Source organism: Stenotrophomonas sp. YJH_SMC_17, assembly GCF_059371655.1.
On sequence record NZ_JCAFUU010000002.1, the window covers coordinates 819847 to 837065 of the forward strand.

The window sequence follows — 17219 nt, forward strand, 5'->3', positions numbered from 1 at the left end:
GCGAGGGACGGGGGCAAGGGTGGTCTTGGGCAAATGGCCTTCACGTGCGAGAATACGCCGCTGCCCGGGCGACCGGGACCCGATTGGAGAGATGGCCGAGCGGTTTAAGGCACCGGTCTTGAAAACCGGCGAAGGGTTAAACCTTCCGTGGGTTCGAATCCCACTCTCTCCGCCAGTCTTTGCAAAAAGCTCCTAGAAATAGGGGCTTTTTCGTTTCTACAGCCCTTGCTACCCGCCCGCTTACCCATCCACCTGCAAAGGTCGATTCTGCGCGATCTGCTGCCGAACCCAGCCTTGCACCTCGGATTGTATCCAGAGTGCGCGGCGACCGATGCGGATAGAGCGAGGGAAGCGACCGGCCTTGATCTCTCCGTAGATGAAGGTGGTCCCCATGCCGGTCATCTGGCGCACGCGATCGAGCGATAGCAGTTCTTCGAGCCTTTCAGCCGCGCCCATGATGACCTCCGATGCGGCGAGCCTTTGGCGTGCGTTCGGTCAGGCCAAGCTGGAACTGCAGTACGTTGTCGATCGGCATATCGACCGATGCGGGACGCGCGCTGCGCGCCGGGCGATTCAGTCTGCGCCATGCTGCGATGGCCTTGTCGGGGTCGGCATGCTTGCTGGTCGACCTGCAGGGGCACTCGACCAGGTGGCCACCGCCGGCGGAGGCGCAGCGCTTGTCGTGGATGTGGCGCGCGCGGTGGCCGGCGGCGCAGTTCGGCAACCCTTCCGGGTGGCTGATATGTTCCTGGGTCATGTGTCAGCTCCGATGCAAATGCGGGGAATGGCTGGCGCTACACTGGGGTGCATGAGTCAATATGCGAATTCGACGCATGCGGAGTTGTGGCTCCGCGCCAAGGCCGAGGCGGGCGCTCTTCGACAGAGCGCTGACGTTCAGGACTTGGTATTGGCCAAGAGGCCGACGACGCATTGGCAGCGGCAGCAGATCCGAGCCGCCATGGCTCCTGGCGCTGACCGATCGCTGGCCGATCTGTTGGAGGCACTGGCCAGGCAGGTTCACCACGGTGAGCACCTGGAGGGCGATGCGGCGCAACAGCTTCTGGAGCCGGGCGCGACGCTGCTGACTGTGTTCGGCCCGCGGCTCGCGATTGGGCAGAGGAATGCTCGCCACCATGTAGTTCTGGAAGCGGCAAACCTGGTGCTTCGGACGCGAGCGAAGGAATGGCTCAACGCGGGAAAGCCCGGAGAGACCCGGCATGATCGAGCTATTGCCAGCAATCGCGGCCTGGCGGCCGTGCTGGGGGAGCTTGAGGCGGAGCGGAAGCGATAGAGCGGTCATGGGAATAGGTCCAGTTGGGCCGGCAGCGCCGGTGCGCGTGGCGATGCAGGCAGTGGTGCGGGAGCGGTCGCGCGCATGCGCGCGCGCTGTGCAGCGTTGAAGGCGAACCAGAAGCCGAGGCCGTGTCGGCGTGCCCGGCATTCGGTCAGCAGCACGCGCGCTGTGTGCTTGGCCTGTGCAGCCGTGAGCTGCTGGTCAGCCATGGCAGCTCTCCGTGCGCCACGGCATGGCAGAATGCCGGCGAGTCCACAGGGGGATCAGGAAATGGATTGGTGGCTTGGCTTCAATCAGTGCTGGTCGCTGGGGGCGACATGTGTAATTGACTGGGATGCCTGGACAGTTGTTGTTGCGGTATTTGCCGCTGTCCTGTCGTGGTTGTCCGTACTGGTTACGGCTGTGTCGGCTGGATCGGTCTTCTGGCTTGGACGTCAGGCAAACCTGTTGGCAGGCACTGCTAAGGAAGCGCAAGAGCGCTATATCCGCGAAGGCCGAAAAGAGGCAGCCGATGACCGTGAACGCGAAGGGAAGGTTGTTCTTGCGTATTGCAGCGCAGAGCTGAAAGTCATGGGTCCCACGCTGGCTGGGCTGGCCGGGATGCTTAGAGGGGACGATGTCGAAGACCTCTTTGTGAGGAGCCGTGACTTCAGAAGGCAAGTAAACGACAGAGCCCGGGAGCTGTCGTGGGAGATATTGGAGAAGGTGCTTCCTCGTCTCCACGCAATTCCGCCGGCCACTGGGATGCGACTCGCTAGGCTTTTGGGCGCATGTAAATCCTTGACCACGTCTTTCGCTATTCACGCAGATGAGGTAAGTCCGCATGAAAGGGAAGATGGTCAAGAAGAATGGGAGGAATACCTTCGAACCTCCATCTCGAATCGTTTGCGGCTCGTTGTTGCCGCGCGCGAATTGGCGAACAGCCTGTGGCTTGAATCCAACGCGGCACTCGAAGGAATTGGCGAGCGGGGCTAGGCAAAAACTTGATCCGAGTTCGCTGTTGGAGTCAGCCGGCAAGGGCGCCGGGGTGACGGGCGGAGTGATGGGCGGGATGCCGACGGCCATGGCGGCGAAGAAGTCGTGGTCGGTCATGCGGCACCGCTTTTGACGCGGGCGAGGGCGGTAGCACGACGTGCCCAGGCTTCGCGTGCTGCCTCGAACGATTCGTGATCACTTGGCGAGTTGAGCCAGCGATCGCGCGCTTGGTCGTAGTCGTCATCGGCGGCAATCAGCGCATCAATGGCCTCGGCCGCTTCCTGAAGCGCATCCGCGTAGCGGCGGGTGTCTGCGCCGTCGTCAGCGGCTCCGTGGAGCGCGCTCACCGCGTGGCGGATGGCCGCGATCTTGGACGGGGCGCTCATGCAGCACCGCCTTTGACGCGCATTTGGCGCATGGCGGCGCCGAGCTGGTCGACCATTTCGCTGACGGCGCGCGCGGCGCTGTATCGGCCGCTGAGGAAGTCCTTGCGGGCGATGGCGGCTGCTGCATCGGCGTTGTGCGGGTGGTATCCGAGCCGCAGCGCGGCGTGTCGCACGGCGTCGGCTACGGCCTTGGCGCGGACGCGGCGGGTGGGGAAGTAGAGGATGGCGGCGCTCATGCTGCAGCCGCCTGCTGGAGCGCCAGCGGCTTGGAGCGGGCGATGGTGGCGGTTTCGGTCGCGCCTTCGTCGATAGCGTCGGCGCAAACGGCCAGGTGCTCGGCCAGCTCGCGGGCCTCGGCCGATGTCAGGCTGAGCAGCGCGGTGCCACCGACCTTGACGACGATGGTTCCGGCGTGAGCCCGGGTTTCGGCGCTGGCTGCGCCACGGCTGGTGGTGGTGATCGCGGCCAGGGCAATCCCTCTCAGCGGTGAAGGAACGTAGAAGGCCGCTCCTGCAGCCATTGCCGGCGAAGTTGCTACGAGCACTTGAACATAGATCGAGCCGCGATGGTCTACTTCGTGAGCCGGTTGGCCGCTTGGATCTGTTGGTGTGTGCTACGTACATTGTGGGGCCTCCATTGATCCAGAGGATGACACGCGCAACTGCGACTATGACTTGCAGCGTAGCCCCGAAGAGATGCTTGCCGTGCTAGAGCAAGCAAGGTGTGAGTGACAAACATGGAGTCTATTTCACATTTGTGAAAATTAACGTATGTTTGCTGCCCCTACTTGTTCTAAAGGAACAGAATACGTGGAAGGAAGTGCGGTGTTTAAATGGATTGGTGCGGCTACGCTGACAGCGATGGCCTGGCTCGGAGGATCATCTGAGGCATACGCACAACAGGTCACGACGCGTGATTGCAATGGTTGCAGTTGGCAGCAGATGGAGGGCGTCGCTGAGTCCTTTGCACACGGGATGAGCATGCCGTCGCACAGGATCATCTATGTGTTGAATCCCTCGGGAAACATGGCCCGCAAGTTCAGCGTCATGCGGGATCGCGAGGGCGGCATTCGTTGTGACAAGATGGAGCCGGGGGCAATGGAGTGTGAGCCCTTCATCATCGTTGATGAACTCCCCGTCGAGCAGCCGGCGATCGACTATCTGCAGTTTAAGAGGATCGTTGCTCAGTCGGTGATTACTCTGAGTGAGCCTGGCTTTCCCACTAACGTCTACGACGATATCCAGAACCCACAGCGAAGGGATGCCGTCAGTCAGTATCTAGAGCGTCGATTTGAGACCTACATATATCTCGCATCAGGCGCATACTCTCTTGGCATCAATGTGTGGGCACCGCAAGAAATTAAGTACGCTGATGGGTCTGGGGCTTCCTATAACTACAACATGACCAATCGCCGCTGGGAGCCCAACACGCTATTGTATAAGGACCGGTTTGGTAACACCGTTCCTCTAAGTGTGACCCAGCTGAGTGAGGGACGCGGAGGGGTGACTCACCGCTTCGAGTTCCCGGGAGGCAATGCGACTGATATGGGGAGCTTCGTTAATGCGCTCATCAACATTGGCGTTCCGGTCACTGGTTCGGGTAGCCGCACGATCACTTGCACTAGCACGATCCGGTTAACTGAAGTTAAAGTGATGTGCAACAAGGACTAATGAGGCCCTGAGATGCGCGTTACACCTGGACTGGGATCCACTATTGTCTTTGCGACCTCAGTGCTCGGGGTGGTTCTCTTTGGCACTGTGCTTCCGCACATCTCAGATGGGCCGCCACGGTTGAAGCCGTGGATGCTAGACGCTCTCTTAGCCTTTGGTGCAGTAGCGGTTCTTAGCGCGCCTTTTGGCTGGCGGGGCTTGAAGAACTGGCTTTCGAGTCGCATGAATTGAGGGGGCGGGCGGGGCTGACAGCTGTGCAGCCCTGCCCTTTTTACCTCGCGGCGCGTATGGCAGGTCTGGCCGCGCTGTACCAGATATTTGTCGACAAGCGGCACCCGTTCTACGAGCACCGGCTGGCGGGGTAGGGACCCCTGATCCTGTCGCGCGCGGTTGCCCGATGGCGCATGGCCGGCGCAAGGGGCATGTTAGGCCTGCCGGACCCGGGGCCGATGGCCGCTCAACCCGGGGGCGGGTGAGCAGCGCCGTGTCCGCACCAGAGGAGTGACGATCGGGCGTGAGCGTCGCCGATTTGTTCAGTCAGAACCGTCAGTGATTGCTCGAAGGCCGCAGCGAAGAGATCGATGCTGTCCAGCCTGTGTTTGGCCGCAATGCTTGGCAGAAGCCGATGCCAAGCGTTAGAGAGGTCGTTGGGTGCTGGGTGTGTCAGTACGCAGATTCGCAATGCGTACTCCATCGCCTTGAGGTAGCCGCGGTGCATCTCAAGTCCGGCCTCGCAGGTCTGGAGGCGATCAAGGATTTCCGTGATTTCGGTCGTCATGATGGTCTCGACAGGCAGGGACGGGGAAGGCGATATTCTGCGGAAGCCCAGAAGAGCCCGCTATGAGCATCCTCAATGTTCTGCTGCGTCCTGACCAGCTTCTTGTCGCGGTCGATACCCTTGCTGAGGACGCCCGAACCGGAGCCCATTCGTCCGGCGCGAAGGTTCTCCTGATCCCGCAGCACAACGTGGTGTTGGCGGCACGCGGGTCCACTCAGTTCTTCCTGCGCATCTACGAGCTTGCCCTGCAGGCAAGCTTCCGGGCAGACTTCACAATGGAGCAGCTGACAAAGGAGCTGGGGCTTGTGATCGACAAGCTCTGGCCGAGCTATGAGCGCGCTGCGGTCGACGCAGGCCTTCCGAAGCAGAGCTTGGGCACAGAGATTGTGCTTGGCGGCTGGTCGCCGAAAAGCGGGCGGATGGTGGCAACCGCCTACGCCAAGAACGACAGCGCGACTCTCGCCGTCGTGCAGCAGCTCGATGGGGGGCTTGGCCTCGCCAGGTGAACCACTACGAGGCCGCCCGGACAGTTTTGCGTCGGAGGACGTCTTGGCTGCGGCAAGGCTTCAGGCGAACTACCTCAACGAGCATATGGGCCGGCAGGTTGCCGGCGGCCGCTTGCTGATCGGCTTCCTTCAGCAGGGCCAAACCGTCATCAAGGACCTTGGGGCAATATGAAATTGACGGGGTGGGGGCGCCATAAGCAAGTGTCCCCGCTTGCGCGGGGACTGTTTCTGAGACGGTCAGGTGTCCTAGGTCGGCCTACTGCTGGCAGTAGAACTCGGCTGACACCTCGTTCACTCGGTCGTAGTAGTCATTGGGCATGTTTCCGTTGCCGGAATACACAAGCTCTGCGCGTCGCATGTAGCTGATTGCATAGGCTCCGGGCGTGCTGCATGTTGCTGGTATAGCTCCCGAGTATGTTTGACCACCAAACGTGTGCGAGTACTCTGTGCAGGAGTACCCTCCGCCAAGATGTTCGGGCTCCGGTCTGCAGTAGCCAACGCTCCCGGCGTAATTTGCTGCCCAGCCTGTGTTTGCGTCGGAAGGGCACGAGCCCAGTCCCTCTGGACCCCAGTCCCCGTAGGTGTAGAAGCCCGAGGGTCCTTCCACTCCGCCTTGGCAGGTGTTGGTCCAAGACACGATGTAAGGTGCTATACCTTCCGAATCTAACAGTAGCACCCTGCCAGTTTGGACCCACTGGCCTGCGAAGGCATTTTGGGCGAGGCCGGCTGACATCAGGCAAAGGGACGCGCCCAGCAGCAGTGGGCGGAGGGCTGAGCGGGCAGTTTTGCGGTCGTTGCGCTTCGATTTCACTTCCATCTCTCCATGAGTAGGGTAGTGCTGCACTGCTCGCGCAAGGTGGCAACAGTGCGCCTGGGGTGCAATCGGAAAACTGGCCGGTTCGGTGTAGGTAAAGCCCCACCGAGGCGAGGGGTGTGACACAAGTCCAAATGTGAGCAATTCAGCCATGTGCTCGCCTGCTTCGCAGGATCTGCGACGGCCGGTCGTATCCTTCCGGCCATGCAGTACTCCCACGGCTTCCGCACCGCCCCGATCCCATCTGGCTGGGTCCAGACGGGTGAGCGCTGGGCGCTCTGGTACAACGGCCGCGAGACGGCCAGCGTCACGCCTGATGGCCGTCCCGGGGTCCGGCTATGGATGGAAGGCCAGAAGATGTGGCAGGTGAAGGAAGTGCGCGCCGCCAACGTCCGACAGGCGAAGCGCTACGCCGAGCGCTGGTGCGCCGCCAGGCTGTATCCCGAGCTGCCGCTGCGTGAGGCCGTTGCCCGGCTGACCGACAGCACTCCGATTCAGTTGCCGCCGCCGCTGCCCGGCCTGCCGCCGACCTGTGAGCAGCAGCAACAGGCCCGGCGCCTAGCCGAGGCTGGGACGAAGGAGCTGCAGCGGATCAAGGAAGCGCTGGAGCCGCGCCGACCGCCGAAGGAGATCAAGCGCAGGGCGAGGGATCCCATGAAGGCGTGGCTCAGGGCAGGTAGAGAGCAGCTTTCCCGCGCTCGAATCTGATCCCCCGTTCAGGGGAGGCGGTAGACGCAAACTGCTTGCCACACTTGCCCTTTCACCAGAGAGAGCAATGATGAGCGCTACCAATCGGAAGACCGCCAGCTTCGGAGTGCCGTGGGAGTCGGCCTACGGGTACGTACAGGCCGTTCGCGTCAACAACACGATCTTCGTGTCCGGCCAGCTCTCGCACACGCCGCATGGGGAGCTGGTCGCGCCGGCGGAGCTGGGGTCTGACGGCAAGCCCGCCAACTTCGACACCATGGAAGCCCAGATGAGGCGCACCTACGAGAACGCCCTGGTGCTGCTGGCGGAGCTGGGTGGGTCGCTTGCGGACGTGGTTGAGGAAACGCTGTTCGTCATCGACGTGCCGGCAGCTTTCGCCGCAAGTGGCAAGGTCCGGCCGGCCGTTTACGGCCAGCCGGTGCCGCAAGTGGCGAGCAATCTGATTGGGGTCTCGGCGTTGGCCTTCCCCGAACAGCTGATCGAGATTGCCTTCCGGGCAGAAGTGCAGAACTGAAGACACGAGCGGGTGGGGCGGGTGTGCGCGCCATCCGCCAAGTCCGCGCCGTAGGCAGCGGACGCAGGGCTGGCCGCTGGGTGCGCCGACCGCCGAAGAAAAACCCAGCCTAGGGGAGGGATCCCATGAAGGCGCGGGCCAGGGCGGGGCGGTCGCAGCTCCGCTGTGGCTACTGATCAGTAAACGCTTTCCGGCTGTTCAGGAGCAGGCCACGGGCAGGGAAGTACTGGCACCACGTCGTCCAAGACCCAAGCCTATAGCGGAAAGATGATCCAATGAACGCTTGGGTTGAGGGTGCGTGCGAGGTGGTCGTAGCCTCGATTGAGCGGTTCTGCTATGTTCAGCCTATCCAAGGAGACGGATCTAAGGGGAAGGGCGTGCGCCCGGTTAAGCAAAGTCATCCTGAACGCCTACACATGGAATTTATACCGTGGGCGGTATAAGGTACTATCTTCACATCCATGAGGATGCCGAAGCCGACCTGATCGCTATCGGGCATGTCGATGCGCAGACAATGGCAGATCTTGCGGTCGTCCTTGAAGAAGTCGGGGACGACCAAGATCTGTTGGACAGACTCTCTCAACACAACTTTGAAGATCCTCATAACCCAGACTGGCCCCAGAAGCTCAGCATTTCGCGGTGGCTTAAACAGTGGTATGTCGGAAGAAATCTGTGGCGACTGAAGAACCTGGATCTTGAGTCGGACGGGCTTAGATATAGGGTTATATACGCCTTCCTGCCCAAAAAACGCACCTACATGGTCCTGGCAGTATTACTTCGCTCGGCAATCGATTATGACAATCCGCGCCATCCAAATGTTAAACGAATCTTGGCAAGCTACGACGAGATCGCCTAATGTAACGCCGCTTACCATTTCAGCAAATCTTGATGTTCGTGGCGATAGGGCGGGGCATGTTGCGCTGATTCCTCAGGTCGTATATCCCTCCAGTGCCGTTGGAATGCCGGGTTCTGTTGCAGGCACAAATGTTGCCTTTATTGCCTCTAAGTTTCACGAGGAGCCTTGCGCCCCGAAGACTTCAAAAATCTCAGACTTCGTTCGCAAGATGGAGGCCAATGGCTTCTCCGAACAAATTAAGTCAGCAAGAAGTCGCTTCGCTCACAGGGTAAAGCCTAATGCATCGGGCGGATTGAGTCTAAAAGGGCTTCGTTTAAAGCACGGACTGTCACAGGTGGAGCTTGCTGAAAAGCTTGAGACCAGCCAACCTCACGTCGCACGGCTGGAATGTGGCCGTGCGGATCCTACCCGAAACACCATGAGAAAACTTGCTTCGGTGTTCGGGATAGATATGAATGCAATCGATCAGGCATTTGAAAAGGAACATTCCAAGTGAGCATTAGGACGCTGAGCGGCTATTTCTGTGATGATATCCGCGAAGAGATTGGAGGCAAGACCTCGTTAATCGGATGCTATGGTCCAGAAATGATTGTGCCAGAGTTTCCGGTTACCCTATCCAAATTGTGTGTCGCGGTTAAAATTATCAGTCAAGGTGCGCAAGATTATAATAGTGTTCGCGTCACTGTATTGCGCGGCCAGGATGAGATTGCCTCCGCTGAAATGCCGGCTGGTGCGTTGAGCCAGCTTAAAGAAATTGCATCCGGTACTCCTCGGGGGGAGGACGTTCACCGCGTCGTTGCGGTGAATTTTGTAATGTCTCCCGTCCAGATCGAGAGTGCCACATCTCTCAAGGTTCGCGCGATAGTCAACGGTGAGTCAGTTCAAGGGCTTAGTCTCAAAGTTGATACCGTAAAGACCATTCAGACCGTTAAGAGCGGGGCCTCTGAGAGAGTTTCCGTTCCGCGGCAGCGTAAGAAGGGCGATTAGCTTTGATTTTGTTAGAGAAGCCGCTTGAATTTAAGTGGCGGCATCGACGTTCAGGGGCGGCCGAACGGAAGCGGGACTGAGGTCTTATGGGGGGCGTAGGAATCTCCCCCACTCATGCGATCCAGGCCCGGCAGAGGCATGCCCGCATAGCCTGGATGAAGGCATGGCCGTGGAAATGACGCGCTTAGCCGGAGTGCATTACTTCAGCGTAGCCACAGTATTTGGCCCACTCCGCCATCATCTTTCGTCGCTTTTCCAACATTTTTTCTCTCTTGTACGCAGCCTTGGCCTTGTCGCGTATTTTGTGTGCCAGCGCAGCTTCGGATAGGTCGTCGGGAAAGTCGGTGGTCTCGCTTGACCAATCTTTGAAAGTCGATCTGAACCCATGAACCGTGATGTGGCCATAGCCCATACGTTTCAGCAGAGCGAGCATCGCGTTCTCGCTGAGGGGCTCATTGCTGAGGTCATTGGGGAAGAGGAGGTCACGGTTAATGCGTGGCCGCGCGAGCGCCAGCGCAGGCGTAGAAAGCGGAACCGTGTGCTCTACCTTGGCCTTCATCCGGCTACCCGGTACGGTCCACGTGCCGGCGGCAAGATCGACCTCACCTAGCGTAGCTCCTAACGTCATTCCCGTTCGTGCCGCTGTGAGGATCGTGAACTCGAGGGCGCGCGCAGCTTCCCCGTGCTTTGACCGCAGGGCAGCCATGAAAGAAGGGAGCTCGGCATAAGGGAGCGCGGCGAAGTTCTCCACCTTGGTCACCGCAGTGGGTTTCGGCAAGATCACGGCCAAGTGCCCGCGCCATCGCGCTGGGTTCTCCCCACTGCGCTTCTTCTGCACGGTCATGGCATCAAGCACGGCCTCCAAGCGTTGCCGGACCCGGCTGGCAGTCTCCGTTTTGGTGGTCCAGATTGGCCGCAGCACGGCCAAGACATGCTCGGTCTCGATACGATCCACCCGCAGATCTCCCAGCACCGGCTTTGCATACGTCTCTAGTGTGCTGGTCCACTGGCCCGCGTGCTTCGGGTTGGTCCACCCTGCTTCGCGCTCTGCGATGTATTCCGTGGCGGCCTCCCAGAATGTTGGGATGCTGCCAGTGGCGACAGCCGCCGCTCGCCTACCCGCAAGTGGGTCTTGACCTGCCTGTACCATCTTCCTCGCGGCACCTGCCGCCTCCCGCGCCTCGGCCAAGCCGATCACGTGTAGCGGGCCCAAGCCCATTTCCGGGCGCTTCCCTTCAAATCGATACCTAAACACCCAGCTCTTGGCGCCGGAAGCGGTCACCTGCAGGTATAAACCGCCACCGTCCGGGTGATAGCCTGGCCTGGTCACCGTAGCCACCCCTCTCGCCGTTAGGCGATTGATCTTCAAACCCATTTCCTACCCATCCATGTACCCGCCCAGCAAGCGCGGCTTTCCGCGAAGGTGTACGAACCAGACCGGATGGTGAAACGTAGCTGGCGCAAGGGCTGAGACTGGTTTCACGAAGGCGCACGGAAGCTAGGGAACGCCCTAGATTCAGACACTCTCTCCGCCAGATAGATGAAGAAGCCGCCCACTGGGCGGCTTTTTTATGTGGCTGGCGGAGAACATCGAGCGAAAGAAGCCCCGCAGGGTTCGATGCCGGTAAGCGCTTCTGGTAAACAAACCTTGAGGTAGGTGCCGGTCAATTTGAATGTGCCGGATGCCCGCGCTAGGCTTCGGACGCCCAAGGAGGGCGACCAACGGAGTCATGGCATGAAGATTGGATTCAAGCTTGCTGTTGCGTTTGCGGCCTGTGCGTTGACCTTTGGAATCAGCAGCGCGACCGCGAAATCACCCGGGCCGTGCTCCTACTGCGAGGTTCAGTACGTGGCATGTGAGACGTCAGGTACAGATGCGAGCATCTGTTTCCGGAACTACATGCAATGCCTGCGCACCAACGGCTGCATCATCCCGTAACAGGACACCGGGGCGCTTGCAGGGTCCTTGTGATGCCTGCTGGTATCCAGACCAAAGCCTCGGCCCAGCCGGGGCTTCTTCTTTTCCGGGAACGCCATGGCGTAGAGGCGACATCCTGTTGTGGGCAGGCGTGCGTGGATGGAGCGGGATACATTCATCCCCGCCGCCCACCCTTCGGCTTGTTATGGCACAACGGATAGCTGGAGCACGATCTGAACGCCCCATGCGGACCGGTCCTGTCCACGAACACGCCCACCTTGCACACCGGGCAGCGTTCTTCGTGGATGACCGCCCCTGAGATCGCGGTCACCTCCACGGCCCCTTCCGCCACCAGTTCATCGAGGAACGGCGAACGTTTCCCCTGCAGGGTGAACATTGCAACCGACCGTCGCGCGCGCGTGAGCGCGACATAGAACAGGCGCCGCTCTTCGCTCAATGGGTAGGCATCCCCATCCGGCATCGCCAAGGAAAGCACAGGATCATCCGCACGCAGGCTCGGGAAGCCGCGGTGGACCATTCCCGGCAGGATCACGTAATCCGCCTCGCGTCCCTTCGACCGGTGCGCCGTGAGGAACTCCACGTTCATCGTGCGGCCGAATGCCGTCTTCCAATCCGAGGGCACCGCGCTGTGATCGGCGCGGTAGCGGCCCAGGACGAACACCGTCACGCGTCCATTGCGCCCTTGTGGCACCGCCCCGGACAACAATTGCTGATGCAGCTTGGTGAGGTACTGGCGAACGCCATCCTGCACCTCCTCACGCCGATTCATCTGGAACGCCTGCAGCACCGGGCCCATTGCCGGTGCAGCGGAGCGAACCTGCTTGACGATCTGCGCGGGGTTGCGGCTGATGAAGCGGCTGGAAACATCACACAGCACCTGAGGGCAGCGGAACGTCTGCTCGAGTTTCAGCACCTGGCCATGGCCCATCCATTCGCGGAATCCGGTCATCACCGAAACGTCGGCGCCGGCGAAGCGATTGATCGACTGCCAGTCATCGCCTACCGCAAACAGATAGCGGCCGGGGCGGCTGACCAAGGCACGGCAGAGCCGGGCGCGGGCGCGCGAAGCGTCCTGGAATTCGTCGGCCATCACCAGTTCGTAGGGTGATTCATAGTGGCCCTGTTCCAGCAGCCCGGCGGCCATGTTGAGCATGTCTTCGAAATCAATGCTGCGCTCTTCAGCCAGTGCATCGTCCCAGGCCTGGAAAACCGGCCCGGCGATCTCCAGGAAGCGCCGGTAGCGTTCCTTGAACTGATCCTCAGGCATCTGCCGCAGGCGCGCTGCCATATCTTCCAGCGTCAGGCAGTTGCTCTTGGCGTGCGCAATGAAGGTCCGCATCAAGCCGATCAGGTCGGCATCGGGCATCGGCCTGGCACCCTGGTCAGGCAGCTCGCGATCCGGGTTCGGGTCGAGTTCGACACCAGACGCACCCAGCCGCTCGGCCAGATCCTGCAGGGCCTGTCCACTGCGCAGGCCGAACGACGTCGTTTCGACCACTGCGGTGCCGCGTGCCGCATGCTGCGGCCGCTTCCAGTGCATCCCTTCGTTGTAGTTGGGAAAGTGCTTCGGCGGCTGGCCATCGGCATCCAGCGCAAAGTGCTCGTGACAGAGCCGGGCGTCCGGATAGTAGAAGTCCGGGCGATACTGGCGATGGGTATCCGTCGCGGTATCGAACTCGTAGCGCCGCTCGTAGTCATACGCCACGCCGTTGTAGAACAGCCAGTTGGCGATCACGCACTCTTCCAGGCTCTTTACCCGCTCGCCCTGCAGTGTGCGGATGTAGGGCCTGCCATCGCGGTCGTAGCCGTCAGCCTCCATTTCCGTGCCGAAGGATGGGAGGTCGCGACCGAACACGAGGCGGAACATGTCCCATTGGGTGCGGAAGTGGGTCGAGCGGTCCTTCAGATCGTCGACCAGTTCGACCAGCTTGTTGAACCCCTGCGTGGCGTCAGTGGCCCATTCCGGGATAGCGGGCTTGCGCCCCGTGGCCTTGGCGATGATGGCCAGGCCCAGCGCGTGGAAGGTCTGCGCTTCCACAGCGGCACCGGCAATTCCAAGTCGCTCGAATGACTGCTGCGCACGCGCCTCCAGTTCCTTGGCGGCATCCTTGTTGAAGGCGAGCATCACGATGCGCTCGGGTTCGACAAAGCCCCGATCAATGGCATAAGCGGCCTTGGCGACCAGGGTGGAGGTCTTGCCCGAACCGGCTGCGGCCACCACCTGAACCCGGTTGTCGAAGCAGATGACCGCGCGGGCCTGTTCCTCGGTCAGTGGTTTGCTCTCGACCCGATCCAGGAAACTCCTGGCCAACGCCAGTTCCCGCAGGGTCATCGCTTCATTGGCGGCGGCCCAGGCAGCGGGCCAGTCCAGATTCCAGTCGCGCAGCGCGTCCAGCGCCGCACGATGGCTGTGCCCGTGCAGATCTTCACGCACGTCCTCATCGAGGAACAGCCGCTCCAGCTCCGATGGCGGCAGGGGCAGGGCGGCGCGCTCGGCCAGCAGCGCCTGCTGCTGCTCGTGGGTGATCCAGCGGCGGCCCGTAGTGCCCCGGTCGATGAGGTCATCTGCTGCGCACAACCAGGACTGGATCTGCTGCAGTACTTCGTCAAACAAGGCCTTGCGCCCACGCCCGGTGTGGGCAAGGCGTACCTGTTGCAGGGCTGCGGCAAGCCGCGATGCTTGTCCGTTGGGCAGCCCGTCCACGCACAGCCCGTCGGTATTGCCGAGCTGCAGCGCGATCCGTGACCAGAAGACCCCTGGAATGATCTGTACCTGTGGATCATCCGCCATGCGCCGCCGATGCTGCTGGCCGGAAACCACCAGCTCGACGTGTTCGCCATCAAGCCGCAGTCGCCAATCAGGCGAGCGGGTCACACGTCGGCCCCAGCGCGAGGGGCGCCATTCCATAGACATCCAGATACTGCCCTGCAAGCGTCAATGGGGCGTACAGCGCCCCCAGCCCCACATGATAAGGGCCCCTGACGATGCGTGCGGCCTTGCCTGCGGGCACGGCATGTTCACCATTCGCCACAGCATGGGAGCTGCATCAACGGCCGTTGATCCGGATGATCCGCTTACGCGTTCACATCCACGACGATGCGGCCGCGCACCTTGCCGGGGATGATCTGCTCATAGACATCCAGCACCTCAGCGAGGCCGATCTGCTGCACGGTGCTTTCCAGCTTTTGCGGATCCAGGTCGGACGCAAGCCGATCCCAAGCGCGCTGGCGAACCTCTTGTGGAGCATTCACCGAATCCACGCCGGCCAGGGTCACGTTGCGCAGGATGAAGGGCAATACCGAGCCGTGCAGAGCGTCGCTCTGCGCCAGGCCGCACGCGGCCACGGCACCGCGATACTTTGTCTCGGCGATGGCGTTGACCAGGGTAGGGCCGCCGGCCACATCCACCACGCCGGCCCAGCGTTCGGGGCTCACGGGCCGGCTGCGCGGTTCCGAAAGCTGCGCGCGGTCGATGATTTCGCTCGCACCCAGGTTGTGCAGATACTCAGCATGCTCCGGGCGCCCGGTAGCGGCCACCACGCGGTAACCCAGCTTCGAGAGGATTGCCACCGCGATCGAGCCGACGCCACCGTTGGCGCCGGTCACCAACACATCGCCTTTGTCGGGCGTCACGCCGGCATGTTCCAGGGCCAGCACGCATAGCATGGCGGTGTAGCCCGCGGTGCCGATGGCCATGGCGTCGCGGGTGCTCAGGCTGCCGGGAATCCGGTTGAGCCATTCGCCGCGTACACGGGCGCGTTGGGCGAGGCCGCCGTGGTGGCTCATGCTCAGGTCCCAGCCATTGAGCACGACGCGGTCGCCTGGCTTGAAAGCGGCCCTGCTGGATTCCAGCACCACGCCTGCCAGATCGATTCCGGGGATGAGCGGGAATGTCCGGATGATCGGACTCTTGCCGGTGAGCGCAAGCGCATCCTTGTAGTTGAGCGTGGAGTACTCGACCTGCACCAGGACGTCGCCGTCCATCAGGTCGGCCTCGTCGAAATCGACCAGTTCCGTGGAAACGCGGTTCTCGCTCTTGCGGGTCAGCAGCGCCTTGAAACTCATGTTGGGGCCTCACGTTCAGTGGATGGCCCCATGCTAGGCTCGCACCACTATCGCAACAAGAACGATGATTTTCCGTAGGTACTATGGTTTTCCGGAGTATGCATGCGTAGCAGGCGTTGGGACGGCAAGAGCGGTTGCGCGGTGGAGGTCACGCTGTCAGTGATCGGCGGTGTGTGGAAGCCGATCATTCTTTTTCACCTGATGAGCCGCAAGCGACGTTTCATGGAACTGACGCGGCGGGTGCCCAACGCCACCCAGTCCATGCTCACCAGCCAGCTGCGGGAACTGGAGGCGGACGGGGTGGTGATCCGCCATGTCTATCCGGAGGTGCCGCCCAAGGTGGAGTACGAGCTTTCCGAATTCGGCCGCACGCTGGTGCCGGTGCTGCTGGCCATGCGCGAGTGGGGTGAAACCTATCGCGGCCATGGAAGCACGGACAGCGGTTGCTGAGCGACGGGACCGCCGATCACCCGGCCGGCCACAACGTGCCCGTGGTGGCGGGCGCGATGAATGATCCCGCTCACGTGCGCGGTTCGATGCCCACCGACGTGGCGGTGCAGACCCCGGTCGCTCAGTCGCTGCAGCAGATCGTGGCCGACAGTAGCGGATAGAGCGATGCCCCTCGCAGGAGGGGCATCACGGGTTCTACGGAGCTGCTTTCGGTTGACGCGGATCGGCGATGATCCGCGAGGGTGATCCATACAGCACCAGGACCCGCATGCCGGTGCTGAACACCGGATCGGGGCCCTGCACGACGGTCATCAGGTTGCCGTTCTCCGTCTGCACCACGTACTCGAGGCCCTTGGCCTGGGAAAGTGCGCGTTCGGAAGCTGCACCGGCGATCGCGCCCACCACCAGGCCGCCGATGGCACCGATGGCGGCAGCCTGGTCGCTGCCACCGATGGTCGAGCCGGCCACGCCGCCAGCGGCGGCGCCGGCAACGGCACCGCCTCCCTGCGAGCCGTCGATACTGACCGCGCGAACGCTGATGACCGTGCCGCTGACCGTACGGTTGACCTGTCCCACTGAACCGATGGAGTAACTGTCCGTGCGCACGTTGGGTGCGCAGGCCATCAGCATTGCCGCCACCGAAGCGGTCAGCAGCACGCCCTTCACGGCGCTTCCTGCTTGTTCGGGAACATCGGCCGGGTGATGTCCACGGTCTCCAGCGCCTGCAGGAACTGGGCGATGTTGTTCTGCGCCGAGCGGCTGATCGATTCGCGGGCGCGGATGACACCGGCAAAGGCATAGTTGAACGGCACCTCGCCCGAAGCGCTCACGTCCTGGGTGTAGACGATGCTACCGGTGGCGCGATCGATCAGTTCATAGCGGGCGATCGTCTTGGTCGTCATCGATGCCCCGAAGCTGGGAATGTCGATGGCCAGGATCTTCACCGACAGGCTCAGCTTCACCGGCGCATCGTCGCGGAACACCGCCATCTTGTTCAGTGCTTCGGTCAGCGCGTTCTGCCACATCTGCGGCACTTCATGCTGGGCCTGCGCCGGAATCTTGCCCTTGGCCTCGTCCGGGCGTGCCAGCGTGACCGTCAGCGACTTCAGTTCACCGTCGATCTTCTTGCTGCTGACCCCGACGTTCGGCACCGAGAAATTGAGCGGCGGATTGGTGGTGCAGCCCACCAGCGACGCAGCGAGGATCGCTGCGAACAGGAACTTCTTCATCCATTTTCCCCTGTGATTACGTTGAAACATCCATGGTGCGTCTTGTGC

23 protein-coding genes and 1 tRNA gene are annotated in these 17219 nt (G+C 61.6%); 12 read left to right on the forward strand and 12 right to left on the reverse strand.

Annotated features, from left to right (window positions below; genetic code table 11):
• Positions 1 to 85 precede the first annotated feature (85 nt).
• Positions 86 to 175: transfer RNA gene (locus AC5P8Z_RS08785), tRNA-Ser, on the forward strand.
• A 65-nt stretch (positions 176 to 240) separates the two neighbouring features.
• Here the strand turns inward: AC5P8Z_RS08785 and AC5P8Z_RS08790 are convergent.
• Together AC5P8Z_RS08790 and AC5P8Z_RS08795 are read right to left on the reverse strand one after the other, a co-directional pair.
• Positions 241 to 456, reverse strand: coding sequence for a helix-turn-helix transcriptional regulator (locus AC5P8Z_RS08790; RefSeq protein WP_010480570.1), 216 nt, complete (start codon positions 454 to 456; stop codon positions 241 to 243).
• Complete coding sequence (locus AC5P8Z_RS08795; RefSeq protein ID WP_495228794.1) at positions 443 to 757, reverse strand: hypothetical protein; 315 nt, start codon at positions 755 to 757, stop codon at positions 443 to 445. Before AC5P8Z_RS08795 ends, AC5P8Z_RS08790 begins: the two co-directional genes overlap by 14 nt.
• A 51-nt stretch (positions 758 to 808) precedes the next feature.
• On the opposite strand from AC5P8Z_RS08795, the gene AC5P8Z_RS08800 reads away from it, so the two are divergent.
• On the forward strand, positions 809 to 1291 hold the full coding sequence (locus AC5P8Z_RS08800; protein WP_180849089.1) for a hypothetical protein: 483 nt from the start codon (positions 809 to 811) through the stop codon (positions 1289 to 1291).
• 5 nt (positions 1292 to 1296) lie between these two features.
• Here AC5P8Z_RS08800 and AC5P8Z_RS08805 read toward each other — a convergent pair whose 3' ends face one another.
• Complete coding sequence (locus tag AC5P8Z_RS08805) at positions 1297 to 1503, reverse strand: hypothetical protein (protein WP_495228795.1); 207 nt, start codon at positions 1501 to 1503, stop codon at positions 1297 to 1299.
• Positions 1504 to 1564: 61 nt separating this feature from the next.
• On the opposite strand from AC5P8Z_RS08805, the gene AC5P8Z_RS08810 reads away from it, so the two are divergent.
• Complete coding sequence (locus AC5P8Z_RS08810; RefSeq protein ID WP_495228796.1) at positions 1565 to 2269, forward strand: hypothetical protein; 705 nt, start codon at positions 1565 to 1567, stop codon at positions 2267 to 2269.
• 113 nt (positions 2270 to 2382) lie between these two features.
• On the opposite strand, the gene AC5P8Z_RS08815 is transcribed toward AC5P8Z_RS08810, so the two are convergent.
• From AC5P8Z_RS08815 to AC5P8Z_RS08825, 3 genes are read right to left on the reverse strand one after another with little or no spacing between them, the layout of a single operon-like run.
• Positions 2383 to 2655 (reverse strand): hypothetical protein, encoded by a 273-nt coding sequence (locus AC5P8Z_RS08815; protein WP_495228797.1) that lies wholly within the window; start codon positions 2653 to 2655, stop codon positions 2383 to 2385.
• Entirely contained in the window at positions 2652 to 2891 is a 240-nt protein-coding gene (locus AC5P8Z_RS08820) for a hypothetical protein (RefSeq protein WP_495228798.1), read from the reverse strand. Before AC5P8Z_RS08820 ends, AC5P8Z_RS08815 begins: the two co-directional genes overlap by 4 nt.
• The gene (locus AC5P8Z_RS08825) at positions 2888 to 3175 is read right to left on the reverse strand and encodes a hypothetical protein (protein WP_495228799.1); all 288 of its coding nucleotides are present in this window, start codon (positions 3173 to 3175) and stop codon (positions 2888 to 2890) included. Before AC5P8Z_RS08825 ends, AC5P8Z_RS08820 begins: the two co-directional genes overlap by 4 nt.
• 289 nt (positions 3176 to 3464) lie before the next feature.
• On the opposite strand from AC5P8Z_RS08825, the gene AC5P8Z_RS08830 reads away from it, so the two are divergent.
• Positions 3465 to 4325, forward strand: coding sequence for a hypothetical protein (locus AC5P8Z_RS08830; RefSeq protein ID WP_495228801.1), 861 nt, complete (start codon positions 3465 to 3467; stop codon positions 4323 to 4325).
• Positions 4326 to 4782: 457 nt separating this feature from the next.
• On the opposite strand, the gene AC5P8Z_RS08835 is transcribed toward AC5P8Z_RS08830, so the two are convergent.
• Complete coding sequence (locus AC5P8Z_RS08835) at positions 4783 to 5103, reverse strand: hypothetical protein (protein ID WP_495228802.1); 321 nt, start codon at positions 5101 to 5103, stop codon at positions 4783 to 4785.
• Between the two features lie 62 nt (positions 5104 to 5165).
• On the opposite strand from AC5P8Z_RS08835, the gene AC5P8Z_RS08840 reads away from it, so the two are divergent.
• The 6 genes from AC5P8Z_RS08840 (at position 5166) to AC5P8Z_RS08865 (ending at position 9488) form a co-directional block, all read left to right on the forward strand.
• On the forward strand, positions 5166 to 5609 hold the full coding sequence (locus tag AC5P8Z_RS08840; RefSeq protein WP_495228803.1) for a hypothetical protein: 444 nt from the start codon (positions 5166 to 5168) through the stop codon (positions 5607 to 5609).
• Positions 5610 to 6627: 1018 nt separating this feature from the next.
• A complete protein-coding gene (locus tag AC5P8Z_RS08845) occupies positions 6628 to 7131 on the forward strand; it encodes a hypothetical protein (RefSeq protein WP_495228804.1) in 504 nt (167 codons plus the stop codon).
• A 70-nt stretch (positions 7132 to 7201) separates the two neighbouring features.
• A complete protein-coding gene (locus tag AC5P8Z_RS08850) occupies positions 7202 to 7645 on the forward strand; it encodes a RidA family protein (RefSeq protein WP_495228805.1) in 444 nt (147 codons plus the stop codon).
• Positions 7646 to 8075: 430 nt separating this feature from the next.
• Entirely contained in the window at positions 8076 to 8501 is a 426-nt protein-coding gene (locus tag AC5P8Z_RS08855) for a hypothetical protein (protein WP_495228806.1), read from the forward strand.
• A complete protein-coding gene (locus tag AC5P8Z_RS08860; protein WP_495228808.1) occupies positions 8440 to 8997 on the forward strand; it encodes a helix-turn-helix transcriptional regulator in 558 nt (185 codons plus the stop codon). The genes AC5P8Z_RS08855 and AC5P8Z_RS08860 overlap by 62 nt, the downstream gene beginning before the upstream one ends.
• The gene (locus AC5P8Z_RS08865) at positions 8994 to 9488 is read left to right on the forward strand and encodes a DUF6941 family protein (protein ID WP_495228809.1); all 495 of its coding nucleotides are present in this window, start codon (positions 8994 to 8996) and stop codon (positions 9486 to 9488) included. Before AC5P8Z_RS08860 ends, AC5P8Z_RS08865 begins: the two co-directional genes overlap by 4 nt.
• A gap of 184 nt (positions 9489 to 9672) precedes the next feature.
• Here the strand turns inward: AC5P8Z_RS08865 and AC5P8Z_RS08870 are convergent, their stop codons facing one another.
• The 3 genes from AC5P8Z_RS08870 to acuI form a co-directional block, all read right to left on the reverse strand.
• Positions 9673 to 10863: a tyrosine-type recombinase/integrase gene (locus tag AC5P8Z_RS08870; protein WP_495228810.1), complete on the reverse strand. Its 1191-nt coding sequence runs from the start codon at positions 10861 to 10863 to the stop codon at positions 9673 to 9675.
• Between the two features lie 718 nt (positions 10864 to 11581).
• A complete protein-coding gene (locus AC5P8Z_RS08875) occupies positions 11582 to 14335 on the reverse strand; it encodes a UvrD-helicase domain-containing protein (RefSeq protein WP_495228812.1) in 2754 nt (917 codons plus the stop codon).
• 167 nt (positions 14336 to 14502) lie between these two features.
• A complete protein-coding gene (gene acuI, locus AC5P8Z_RS08880; protein WP_495228813.1) occupies positions 14503 to 15492 on the reverse strand; it encodes an acrylyl-CoA reductase (NADPH) in 990 nt (329 codons plus the stop codon).
• Between the two features lie 102 nt (positions 15493 to 15594).
• Here acuI and AC5P8Z_RS08885 point away from each other — a divergent pair, with 102 nt between their 5' ends.
• Both AC5P8Z_RS08885 and AC5P8Z_RS08890 read left to right on the forward strand, forming a co-directional pair.
• Complete coding sequence (locus AC5P8Z_RS08885; protein ID WP_286068920.1) at positions 15595 to 15942, forward strand: winged helix-turn-helix transcriptional regulator; 348 nt, start codon at positions 15595 to 15597, stop codon at positions 15940 to 15942.
• A 35-nt stretch (positions 15943 to 15977) separates the two neighbouring features.
• Positions 15978 to 16103, forward strand: coding sequence for an XVIPCD domain-containing protein (locus AC5P8Z_RS08890; RefSeq protein ID WP_495228935.1), 126 nt, complete (start codon positions 15978 to 15980; stop codon positions 16101 to 16103).
• 34 nt (positions 16104 to 16137) lie between these two features.
• Here AC5P8Z_RS08890 and AC5P8Z_RS08895 read toward each other — a convergent pair whose 3' ends face one another.
• Positions 16138 to 16608, reverse strand: a complete 471-nt coding sequence (locus AC5P8Z_RS08895) for an outer membrane lipoprotein (RefSeq protein WP_286068919.1) — start codon at positions 16606 to 16608, stop codon at positions 16138 to 16140.
• A complete protein-coding gene (locus tag AC5P8Z_RS08900) occupies positions 16605 to 17171 on the reverse strand; it encodes a UDP-N-acetylglucosamine acyltransferase (protein ID WP_286068917.1) in 567 nt (188 codons plus the stop codon). Before AC5P8Z_RS08900 ends, AC5P8Z_RS08895 begins: the two co-directional genes overlap by 4 nt.
• Between the last annotated feature and the right edge of the window lie 48 nt (positions 17172 to 17219).

Excerpts from the sequence above, each read along its gene's own strand:
- AC5P8Z_RS08845 (WP_495228804.1), top strand. The coding sequence starts at position 6,628 with ATGCAGTACTCCCACGGCTTCCGCACCGCCCCGATCCCATCTGGCTGG.
- AC5P8Z_RS08835 (WP_495228802.1), bottom strand. The coding sequence starts at position 5,103 with ATGACGACCGAAATCACGGAAATCCTTGATCGCCTCCAGACCTGCGAG.
- AC5P8Z_RS08885 (WP_286068920.1), top strand. The coding sequence starts at position 15,595 with ATGCGTAGCAGGCGTTGGGACGGCAAGAGCGGTTGCGCGGTGGAGGTC.
- AC5P8Z_RS08875 (WP_495228812.1), bottom strand. The coding sequence starts at position 14,335 with ATGGAATGGCGCCCCTCGCGCTGGGGCCGACGTGTGACCCGCTCGCCT.
- AC5P8Z_RS08795 (WP_495228794.1), bottom strand. The coding sequence starts at position 757 with ATGACCCAGGAACATATCAGCCACCCGGAAGGGTTGCCGAACTGCGCC.
- AC5P8Z_RS08825 (WP_495228799.1), bottom strand. The coding sequence starts at position 3,175 with ATGGCTGCAGGAGCGGCCTTCTACGTTCCTTCACCGCTGAGAGGGATT.
- AC5P8Z_RS08815 (WP_495228797.1), bottom strand. The coding sequence starts at position 2,655 with ATGAGCGCCCCGTCCAAGATCGCGGCCATCCGCCACGCGGTGAGCGCG.
- AC5P8Z_RS08900 (WP_286068917.1), bottom strand. The coding sequence starts at position 17,171 with ATGAAGAAGTTCCTGTTCGCAGCGATCCTCGCTGCGTCGCTGGTGGGC.
- AC5P8Z_RS08810 (WP_495228796.1), top strand. The coding sequence starts at position 1,565 with ATGGATTGGTGGCTTGGCTTCAATCAGTGCTGGTCGCTGGGGGCGACA.
- AC5P8Z_RS08805 (WP_495228795.1), bottom strand. The coding sequence starts at position 1,503 with ATGGCTGACCAGCAGCTCACGGCTGCACAGGCCAAGCACACAGCGCGC.
- AC5P8Z_RS08840 (WP_495228803.1), top strand. The coding sequence starts at position 5,166 with ATGAGCATCCTCAATGTTCTGCTGCGTCCTGACCAGCTTCTTGTCGCG.
- AC5P8Z_RS08800 (WP_180849089.1), top strand. The coding sequence starts at position 809 with ATGAGTCAATATGCGAATTCGACGCATGCGGAGTTGTGGCTCCGCGCC.
- AC5P8Z_RS08850 (WP_495228805.1), top strand. The coding sequence starts at position 7,202 with ATGAGCGCTACCAATCGGAAGACCGCCAGCTTCGGAGTGCCGTGGGAG.
- acuI (WP_495228813.1), bottom strand. The coding sequence starts at position 15,492 with ATGAGTTTCAAGGCGCTGCTGACCCGCAAGAGCGAGAACCGCGTTTCC.
- AC5P8Z_RS08860 (WP_495228808.1), top strand. The coding sequence starts at position 8,440 with ATGACAATCCGCGCCATCCAAATGTTAAACGAATCTTGGCAAGCTACG.
- AC5P8Z_RS08790 (WP_010480570.1), bottom strand. The coding sequence starts at position 456 with ATGGGCGCGGCTGAAAGGCTCGAAGAACTGCTATCGCTCGATCGCGTG.
- AC5P8Z_RS08820 (WP_495228798.1), bottom strand. The coding sequence starts at position 2,891 with ATGAGCGCCGCCATCCTCTACTTCCCCACCCGCCGCGTCCGCGCCAAG.
- AC5P8Z_RS08870 (WP_495228810.1), bottom strand. The coding sequence starts at position 10,863 with ATGGGTTTGAAGATCAATCGCCTAACGGCGAGAGGGGTGGCTACGGTG.